This window comes from Cupriavidus sp. 05N39 (assembly GCF_056397325.1).
The window spans coordinates 1-9312 of record NZ_JBFTNE010000169.1 but is presented as its reverse complement, the minus strand read 5'-3'; the positions used below and the strand labels follow the sequence as shown (position 1 = coordinate 9312).

Here is a 9312-nt window from a genome sequence, read left to right as displayed (position 1 = left end):
CAACACCGCCACAGCCAACTCAGTGGACCAATTCGGCCGGAAGACTTCGAGTGGCAGGGACGAGAGGTGCAGGCAGATCCAGAGGCGCAACATGACGGTGAAGCAGGATCGGCGACGGTTCCAGCAGGACGCGCACGGGCAGGTCCTGCCGCGGGCCGCGCCGCTTGATGAAGGAGAGATCGACGCCGCCGGCCGCGGGCGCAACGCCAATGCGCAGTGGCGCTGGCGAAGCGTCGCGTGCACAGGCCAGTGGACGCATGAGGCAAAACAGCGCCTCGCCACTCTGTGCGGCCAGGTGCAGGCGGCGCAGTGCGTCATTGCGGATATGGGTCTGCCAAAGGAGCACCGCACCACAGGTGCCGGCGCGCAGCAATTGCTCGGTGGCCCAAAGGGCATCAGCCGTGCGCTGGCTGCGAATCCACAGCAGACGTTCGGACGGCACGCCCCAGCTGGCCAAGGCGAGTGCCTGTGGCGTTTGCGGCGGCTGAATCAGAGCGATAGGCCGCTTACAGACCTCCGCCAGTGCGGGGCGCAGCAGGCGCAACTCCCCCACGCCCGGTTGGTGCACCAAAAGTTCGATCAGCGATGCCGTCGGCCAGCCGCCACCCGGCAGCTCGGCCGCCAGCACCGGATAGCCGGTGGCGACGGTGCGACCGCTCGCCAGGGCCAGCTGGGAGGCTTTCCATAGAGCAGGATGGATGGATTCTGGATTGGGCGTTGGCATGGCTGTTGGTTGAGTCCCTGCAATCCAGTTTACTGTATATATATACAGTGGTCACGGATTTCTTTCCTTGGCTTGAAAGTGTCGCAATAGCCGCTTATTGAGCGGGCACCGTCGAGGTTTTACTCGGGGGCGTCTCCAAAGACCCGGATGGCTAGGTCGTGCTCGAATTTGGTCGACCAAGAATCCCGAGACCCTGCCGCATACTGCATCAATACGCCTGTCTCTGGCCTCAGCACGCTGACCAGGCGATCTCATCGCCGCCGACTTTAACGTCTGCGACATGACCGGGGAACAGGAACCCGTGCCGACGACAGGCGCTTGTAAAGGCTTCGCGCTCCGCGGCAGGAAACGCCTCTAGGGTTGCCATGACAAATCCTCCAATTGACTAGCCAGCCAGCTTGCCGATGGCCGCACCAATTTGTTGCACCTTTCCAGTATCGGCATATTTCGCCCACGGATCGACGTAGCCGGCGGCTTCCACACGCTGCAGGGCGGTCTGGATCGTCCAATGATCGCCCGCTGTCAGTTCTTCCAGTTCCTCCCAGGATGCCGGCACCGAAACCCCGAGACCTGGTCGCGCGCGTGCAGAGAATGCGGACACCGTCGTCGCACCTTGGCCGTTGCACAGGTAGTCGATGTAGATCTTACCCACGCGATTGCGCGGCCCGCTCTTAGAAACGAAGCGCTGCGGAATGGTCTGGGCGATATGAAGAACGACATCTTGTGAGAACTTCTTGACCCTGGGCCACGGCAGTCTGGGCGCAATGGGCACAACGACATGCAGGCCTTTGCCACCACTGGTCTTGAGAAAGCTCACCAGGCCAAGCTCATCCAGCATAGWCTTCGTCAGCATGGCGGCGTCAAGCATGTGCCGCCATGGCACGCCATCACCGGGGTCCAGGTCGAAGATGACGCGATCCGGCTTGTCGATGGCACGCTTGGTCGCATTCCATGTATGGAACTCGATCACGTTCAGTTGCGCTGCGGCGACAATGGCCGTCTGGCTGGCGATCTCCAGGAGTGGCGGATGCCCAGCCCATAGGCTGGCATTGAGGACGTTGATCCCCGGGATCTTGATAGTCTCGGCGTGCTTCTGAAAGAACAGCTGGCCGTCGATGCCCGTTGGCCCGCGTACCAAGGCCACAGGGCGCCCGCGGAGGTGAGGCAGCAGGTGCGGCGCGATGGCTTCGTAGAAACCGACCAGGTCACCTTTCGTCATTCCGGTCGACGGGTCAATCACACGTTCCGCGTTGGATACCTTGACCGAGCGCGCTGGCCGAGGCCGGGGCTGTTCCACATCGACCGGCTGCTCTCTTGTCACGTTGCCGGCTGTCTTGTCGGCGCGCAAGGCATGAAAGACAGGATGCCGGATTCGGCCTTCTTTGGTCCACTCGGCAAACGAGATCTCGGCCACCAGCTTCGGCTTGACCCATCGGGCGGCTAAGCGCGGTGGTGGCTTTCCAAAGGGGCAGACTGGCCCTTCCAGTTCGGTCAGCATGGCGAGCAACTTGGTCAACATGGGCGAATCCAGACCGCTGCCAACGCTGCCCGCGTAGTGCAGTTTCCCGGTTTGATCGTGCACGCCAAGCAGTAGCGCGCCGAGGCCTAGTCGGCTTCCCTTCGGGGCCGTGAATCCGCAGATGACGAATTCTTGCCGCTGTTTGCATTTGAGCTTGATCCAGCTGGGCGCCCGGGCGGAGACATACGGCGCGTCGACGCGCTTGCCAATCAGGCCCTCCAAGCCCATCTGGCACGCCGCGGCAAGAAGGTCGTCAGGCGTGCCCTCAAAGTCCGCGCTGTACCTGACTCGCGTCGCAGCTGGCACGGCTATCACCTCCTTGAGCAGCGCCCTGCGCTCGGCCAACGGGACCTGTCGTAGGTCGTGGCCGTGGAAGAAGGGGAGGTCAAAGACGAAGTACTGGATGTCCTCCACCTTCGATCTATCAAACGCATTCTGCAGCGCCTGGAAGTCCGTGGTGCCCTTGTCGCTGAGTATCACGATCTCCCCATCCAGCCAGGCGGAACCGAGGCCAAGAGCGCGAATCTCCGCCGCAAGCGATTTGAGGCGCGATGTCCAGTCATGGCCGTTTCTTGTGAAGAGACGGACATCGTCGCCGTCGACCCTTGCCAACAACCGATTGCCGTCGAACTTGATCTCAAAGGCCCATTGTTCGGCGTTGCGCGGCACCGCAGAAGCGAGCGTCGCCAGTTGCGGGGCCAACGCAAGCGGAAGGGGGGCGGGGCGTGCTGCAGCGGGTACGAGTCGGCCCTGCCCCGGGCGCGAGCGACGCTGCTTTGGCACGGCAGTCTTCGCGTTACCGCCGGCAGCCGATTTGCTGTTGCCCTGGGCCAGCACGCTGTCCGGCAGGGCCTCGGTGATGTCGTACTCGGCGGCAGAGCGCGCAAACGCATCCCGCTCCTTGATCAAGAGCCACGGTTCCTGACGCTCGTCGCCGTGGCCGTGCATTCTGACCAAGGTCCAATGACCATGTAGCTTCTCACCTTGCAGCTCGAACTTCAGCTTGCCGCTCTGGTAGCCGGCCACCGGATCGCCGACCGGCATCCACGTCCCTCGATCCCAAACGATGACTGTGCCGGCCCCGTACTCCTTGGGTGGGATCACGCCTTCGAAGCTCGCATAATCCAGCGGGTGATCCTCGACATGCACGGCCATCCGCTTCTCTGCGGGATCCAGGCTGGGTCCCTTGGGGACCGCCCAACTCTTGAGGGTACCCTCAAGCTCGAGACGAAAATCGTAGTGGAGCCGGCGAGCCGCATGCTTCTGCACGACAAAGCTCAGTGCGCCGCTGGCGGCGCTCGCGGCGGACACCTGGCCGCTCGGCTCCGTCGTCGCGGCGAAGTCCCGCTTCTGACGGTATCGCTCCAGGCTCCGCGCGTTGGTAGAGGCCGACTTAGCCATGGACTGAGTTCACAAACCGGGCGGCGCGGGTTTTACCCTTTCACCTCGCGGGGATCGTGCCCGTAACTGTTGCGCATGCGGATCTGCCCGTCTCGCCCATGGACCAGCAACTCGACGCTGTCCTGCTTTGCCTCCGTCGTGCCGGCCGCGATGGCGTCCTCTAGGTCGTCATGCGCAGAAGAGGGCTCGTGGGCGCCCTCGCGTACGACATGCCATTTATCGCCGTGTGGAACGACATGCACATTCTTGTTCGCCATGACTGTCTCCGTTTCGTCGTCCTCTGTGATCGCAGTATTTCCCCGTCCTAAGCGAACGGCAATAAGCCGCTGTCCGACACTGGGTATCGCACTGGTCGCCATGTAAGTCCGACAAAAATTACACGCACATGTTCTGCCACGAAGTGCTCGCCTATCCGCAAAGTGACAGTGGAACGCCGCAGGTTCGTCGGGCACGATCTAAGCTAGATCGGTGTACTCCCGACCCGTACGGTGATCGCCATGGCTGCCCGTTCCATTGCTTCCCTCTCTCTCAGCTTCGGCCTCGTGTCGATCCCCGTGAAGATTTTCAGTGCCACGGAAAGCAACTCGGGGGTCGGCTTCAATCTGCTGCACAAGGGATGCGGTTCCAGGCTCAAGCAGCAGTATGTGTGCATCCGCGAAGATGTGGTGGTTGAGCGGTCCGAGATGGTCAAAGGCTATGAGTTCGAAGCTGACCACTACGCTGTGTTTGAGCCGGATGAACTGAAGGCGTTGGAAGACGAGGCGAAGCACACGATCGATATCGTCTCATTCATGCCGGCCGGAGCCGTCGACCCCATCTATTTCGACAAGGCCTACTACTTGGGCCCGGACAAGCGCGGTGGTAAGCCATACAACTTGTTGGCCGAAGCCATGCGAAAGACGGGGACCTGTGCGCTCGCGCAGTGGGTCTGGAAAGGCAAGCAGTACATGGTGCAGGTGCGGGCGGTCGACGAGGGCCTGGTGCTCCAGCAACTCCTCTATGCTGACGAGGTCAGATCGATGCTGGATCTGCACGTGGAGAAAGCTGAGGTCCAGCCAGCCGAGCTGGCCTTGGCGGAACAGCTGATCGAACAGAACTCGGTGGAAGGGTATGACCCGACGGCCTACAAGGATGAGGAGAAAGACCGCATCTTGGCGGCGATCGACAAGAAGATCGCCGGCAAGAAGATCGCCGTGAGCGAGGAGCGAAGCGAACCGCGGCAGGGCGCGGAAGTGATAGACCTGATGGAGGCCCTGCGCGCAAGCATGGCCCAGCGCAAACAGGGCGGAACGAAGGCACCGGCCTCAGCGGCTGCAGCGGAGGGCAAGAGAAAGAAGACCGGGAAGCGTGCCACTGCGGCGCCAGCGCCCGCTCCCGCCAAGCGAGCTTCAGCGGCGAAAAAGTGACGGGCCGATGCCGACGTACACCCTGAAGGACGCCGAGACGATGCTGGGCATCCCGCGTTCGGTGGCCACCAGGCTGGTCACCGAGGGGATCATCACGCCCACACGCGGGCCGCGCCGGAAGCTTCTCTTCACGTTTCAGGACATGGTGCTTCTCCGGACTGCCAATTCGCTGCATGGCGCCAAGATCCCAACGCGGCTGATTGTCCGCGCGCTGGCGAGGGTGAAGGCTTCTCGCGGCACTGGCCAGCCGCTGACCGGTGTGCGGATTCGTGCGATGGGCAACGAAGTGGCGACAAAGGACGAGGGTAGGGGATGGCAGGCTGTGTCGGGCCAGATGCTGATGGACTTTGAGCCAGGTGAACCGGGCGCGGCGGTCGTGGAGTCTCTGCACGATGCACGGGCGCCGGAGGCCGACGCGCAGGATTGGTTTCTCATCGGTGCCGAGCTGGAAACGGAGAAGCCGATCGACGCCGAGGCAGCATACCGGCGGGCCTTGGCGGAGGATCCAACATTTCTGGATCCCTATCTCAACCTGGGCTGCATGCTGTGCGACGCGCGCCGGTTTGGCGAGGCGACCGAACTGTACCGCTCTGGCATCTCACAGCTGCCGAGCGAACCGTTGCTCCATTTCAACCTGGCCGTGGCGCTTGAGGACCAGGAACGCCCCGGGGAGGCACTCACCAGCTATGAGCGCTGCATCCAATTGGCGCCGGATTTTGCCGACGCGCACTTCAACGCCGCTCGTATCTACGAGACGCTCGGCAATGGTATGCGGGCGATCCGACATTTCAATGAGTATCGGAAGCTGCAGCGTTAGCGCGGCCTTCATGCCACTACCCCGGCGCGCCTCAATCGAGGCAAAGACCTGCGTGGTCGAGGAGTCGCTCACCTACACCGTTCAGCGCCTCAAGAGCGCGCGGGGGAGCGGTGTGAGCAGGCCGCTAAGCGCTGCGGCCTGCCGTAGTAGCAGTCGACAGACCGATTTTGGCCCGACAGATGCGCGAGACCATGGATCGGGCCAACGCAAGATTGATCGCTGCTGGGCCCTCCAGGAGTCGCGACAATGCGATCACGATGAAAGTTCGTTGCGTCTCGATCTTGATGATCAGTTGGCAGTATTAAAGCGGATTTGACCATCGCTACCGTGCACCAGCAATTCCACTTTCTCGCGCTGAGCGAGCGCGCTCCCTGCTTTGATCGCGTCTTCCTGGGTTTCATAGTGGAATAGTGCACGTAACGCCCCTTCCCGCTTGACGTCCCAGCCTGTGCCATGAGGTATGACATGGAAATTGCCCTTGTGTGTCATGGCGATCTCCTAGAAAACAACTTCGGTCACGCCGCTAACGGGAGCGGCTGCCGAATATACCGCAGCAGGCCGCTCGGCTCCTCGATGATCAGGTCTACTCCATGGCGGGCCGCTATGGCGCTTCCGACACTCAAGGCTTCGCCTACTTCTTCAAATTCCAGGATCGCAATGGCCGCACCACATGTTTTCAAGACCCAACCTGCACGCACTGCACAGACCATAATGTCTCTTCGCATCTCAGCTTCCACTTGACGGACATGCCTGAAGCGTAGGGAAGGCTTGTAAAAAATGCCATCGGGCACTGTCCTACTTAGTCGACGGTGAAGGCAATTCGCGCAGCCGTTCAAGCGCTTCAAGCGCAGTATTGCAGTCGTCTTCGCCGCGCAGTCGCTGGGTGTCGATGTAAATCAGTATCGATCTCACCACAATGTTCTTGTCCTCACATCGGGACGATGCCCCTGAGACGCACTCGATCTCAAGCTCCGATCGCAAGCTCTCGCGGACGAGGTCAATAAACAACGTGCAGGCGGAGGGGTACAAACTGCTCTCGGATGACGCAGCAGGAAGGCCGGCTGCAACAGCCACCGGCCACAGGATGCAGAGCTGAAAGGTCAAGGTGATCAATCGCATTTTCTGCGACGGGGCTGTTGTGGAGGTGCAGATATCGCAAGACGTCCGCCTGCAACTGTGGCGGTGATCCCGGCTATCACCCCCATGGGACCCTCGGACAGATGTGGATCGCGTCCGGGCACATGATAGGAATGCATGTCTCTCACCCAAGGGTGTCATCGCTGATAGCTGTCCCTGCTGCTTAGTCAAAGAATATATACGCGGGAGGTAAGGCGGAGGGACTCGGCGACGCAGCCTGTGTTCAGGACGAGGTCGGCGGACATCAGTGTGCAACCTCGCACGGCGACAGGAACGGGTTCTCGGCCTTCGGCCATTTTTGCGATGGGATATCCAGCGTGAGCTATTCCGCTACCAATCTCCCAGAAGTCTGGACTGTCCAGTGCACAACAACCTTGTCGAAGGCTTCGCGAGCAAGCCCTTTGCCGACCCTGGAACACCGTCTCGACGAGGCCCGTCGCCTTGAGTCCGATGTGGAGTACTAGCCCGTGGCTGGTGGCTTTCGGTCCCCGTCGGCCTACGTAACGTTACCGATGGCGACTAGAATGGCAGTCTGAGAACCCGGAGAGCGCAGTACACCTTTGCTTTGTCGCCGTCGTCACTCGACAAGGGTGGGACGGATATTCCAATGCCCCGCCGAGGCGCTTATAGGACTGACAGGCCCATGCTTACCGCCGTGACGGGATCCATACTGCTTGAGGCGAGTTATATCGATGGCCATCACGAGGAGGCACGTTTCCCGTGTGAGGTGATTGAGATGACCCTCAACTTTTCCTGCCCTACTTTAATGGTGCGCGGCGTGGCCGTCCAACATCTGGTTGCTCTGAGATGGACGCCAGATCGAATCTCGTTCGTCGTTCCCGAAGTGGCGCAACTTTGGACATTTAAGCTCAGGGAACGACCCATCGCTATCGGCCCGCGCATGGCGCGTTTCGAACTAGCCAGCGCATTACCATTCACAAATTCCCCCGGCGATATTTGATGTATGACGTTGACGAAAGTCAGGGCATAGCTATCGAACGATCTGGCCGAGTTCTGAAGTTCGCCTTGTCTTCAACGCCGTAAACGTTTGCATTCTCGGCTAGGCTCGAGAGCGCTTGGTATGAACGCTGCCACAGCGAGTTGTGGCAGCCGTACAACGTTAGGGGCGGGCTTTCCTATTTGCCTATCAGTGCAGTACTGTGGAAGCTCTTGGGCATCAGGGAATACCATGCACAACAACAAGATGATCGAGACAGGGACACGGGTAGGGCGACTAGTAACGCTGGGTCCCCAATACAAGGTGGGGGATGCCTATTTCTGCGATTGCCGATGCGATTGTGGCGCGCTGAAGACGATCCGGACCAACAACCTCAGGAGTGGCGCAACCAAGTCATGCGGCTGCCTGCTGAAGGAGCTGAGAGAGGGGGCGATGCGATCAAGCGGCAACCCGGTGCATGCTCGCTGGGCGCAAGACAATAGAGCGCCCTAGGCTGCCGATCTCCTACGTCGCCCCCATCGTCCTGAGGCAAGCGTCGTGCGCAATGCGCGGGACCCAAGATCAAGAACCGTTCAGTATCGGCGCTGGATGCCCGTGTGCCTTTGCGATCCTCGGCCTCGTGGCTGAAGTGGTTTCGTCTGATCCGGCCGTCACGACCGTGAACGACGTGTTCGACCCCGCTCTGCTTCGCCCTTTCTGCGACAGCCTATCGGCCCGCAACCATGCCGACCACGTGGATGCAGGCGTTTCGAAAGCAAGAGGTGCTGGATTTTCCGATTTTCTGATGTGCTGCCGGGCGCAGAGACGCCAACGCGGCTTATGGGTCTAAAATACTCAGGTTCTGCGTCTATCTACTGTGAGAAACCGAAATTCGCCGGACTGCGATTCGCGAAGAATCAATAGCTTAACCGCTAATTCCGTTGCGACTCGGCTGTCTTAGTACCGGAATTAGCTGGACTGCCGTGACGACAAGCGCGAAATAGCTGGACCGCCGTGCGGGCGCATTTTTGCGCACAGTTCGCAGATTTCCACCCCAACCGCCGAGTGCGAACCCGTTGCGGTGCTCCTCACCGGTTGTTAAAGGCTCTTGCCGCCCCGCTGACATTGGCGTTTGCCTCAACGCATGACCGAAGTTGGCCCGGGAAGGACCTCCGCCGTTAGCTTCTCGGTCAACTCTTCGACCTTTTTCAGCCAGTTGAGGGCATCTCCTTATACAAAAGTCCAGCGTCCTGACCGGGCGCAGTGCGACCAGAATTTGATGGGACTTGGGCGGGAGGGGTTGTAAACTCGTGCGGATTCGCGTTTACTCCTGGCTTTTTTGAGCGCGAATGAACAACGAGTCGGGGGCAT

8 protein-coding genes are annotated in these 9312 nt (G+C 60.6%); 3 read left to right on the top strand and 5 right to left on the bottom strand.

The features are described 5' to 3' along the window. Window positions 1-19: 19 nt before the first annotated feature. From imuA to AC1DN0_RS39075, 3 genes are all read right to left on the bottom strand, one after another. Window positions 20-724 (bottom strand): translesion DNA synthesis-associated protein ImuA, encoded by a 705-nt coding sequence (imuA, locus tag AC1DN0_RS39085; protein ID WP_441633095.1) that lies wholly within the window; start codon window positions 722-724, stop codon window positions 20-22. Window positions 725-1109: 385 nt separating this feature from the next. Continuing rightward, window positions 1110-3644, bottom strand: coding sequence for a DNA ligase D (ligD, locus tag AC1DN0_RS39080; RefSeq protein WP_477146510.1), 2535 nt, complete (start codon window positions 3642-3644; stop codon window positions 1110-1112). A 32-nt stretch (window positions 3645-3676) separates the two neighbouring features. Continuing rightward, window positions 3677-3901: a DUF2188 domain-containing protein gene (locus AC1DN0_RS39075; RefSeq protein ID WP_477103790.1), complete on the bottom strand. Its 225-nt coding sequence runs from the start codon at window positions 3899-3901 to the stop codon at window positions 3677-3679. A gap of 240 nt (window positions 3902-4141) precedes the next feature. On the opposite strand from AC1DN0_RS39075, the gene ku reads away from it, so the two are divergent. Both ku and AC1DN0_RS39065 read left to right on the top strand, forming a co-directional pair. Next, complete coding sequence (gene ku / locus AC1DN0_RS39070; protein WP_400101099.1) at window positions 4142-5050, top strand: non-homologous end joining protein Ku; 909 nt, start codon at window positions 4142-4144, stop codon at window positions 5048-5050. A 7-nt stretch (window positions 5051-5057) separates the two neighbouring features. Then, window positions 5058-5867 (top strand): tetratricopeptide repeat protein, encoded by an 810-nt coding sequence (locus AC1DN0_RS39065; RefSeq protein WP_400101097.1) that lies wholly within the window; start codon window positions 5058-5060, stop codon window positions 5865-5867. 288 nt (window positions 5868-6155) lie between these two features. Here the strand turns inward: AC1DN0_RS39065 and AC1DN0_RS39060 are convergent, their stop codons facing one another. Beyond that, the gene (locus AC1DN0_RS39060; RefSeq protein WP_477103789.1) at window positions 6156-6356 is read right to left on the bottom strand and encodes a DUF2188 domain-containing protein; all 201 of its coding nucleotides are present in this window, start codon (window positions 6354-6356) and stop codon (window positions 6156-6158) included. 306 nt (window positions 6357-6662) lie between these two features. Then, window positions 6663-6980, bottom strand: coding sequence for a hypothetical protein (locus AC1DN0_RS39055; RefSeq protein ID WP_477103788.1), 318 nt, complete (start codon window positions 6978-6980; stop codon window positions 6663-6665). A gap of 667 nt (window positions 6981-7647) precedes the next feature. Here AC1DN0_RS39055 and AC1DN0_RS39050 point away from each other — a divergent pair. Further along, complete coding sequence (locus AC1DN0_RS39050; RefSeq protein ID WP_477103787.1) at window positions 7648-7965, top strand: hypothetical protein; 318 nt, start codon at window positions 7648-7650, stop codon at window positions 7963-7965. Window positions 7966-9312 lie beyond the last annotated feature (1347 nt).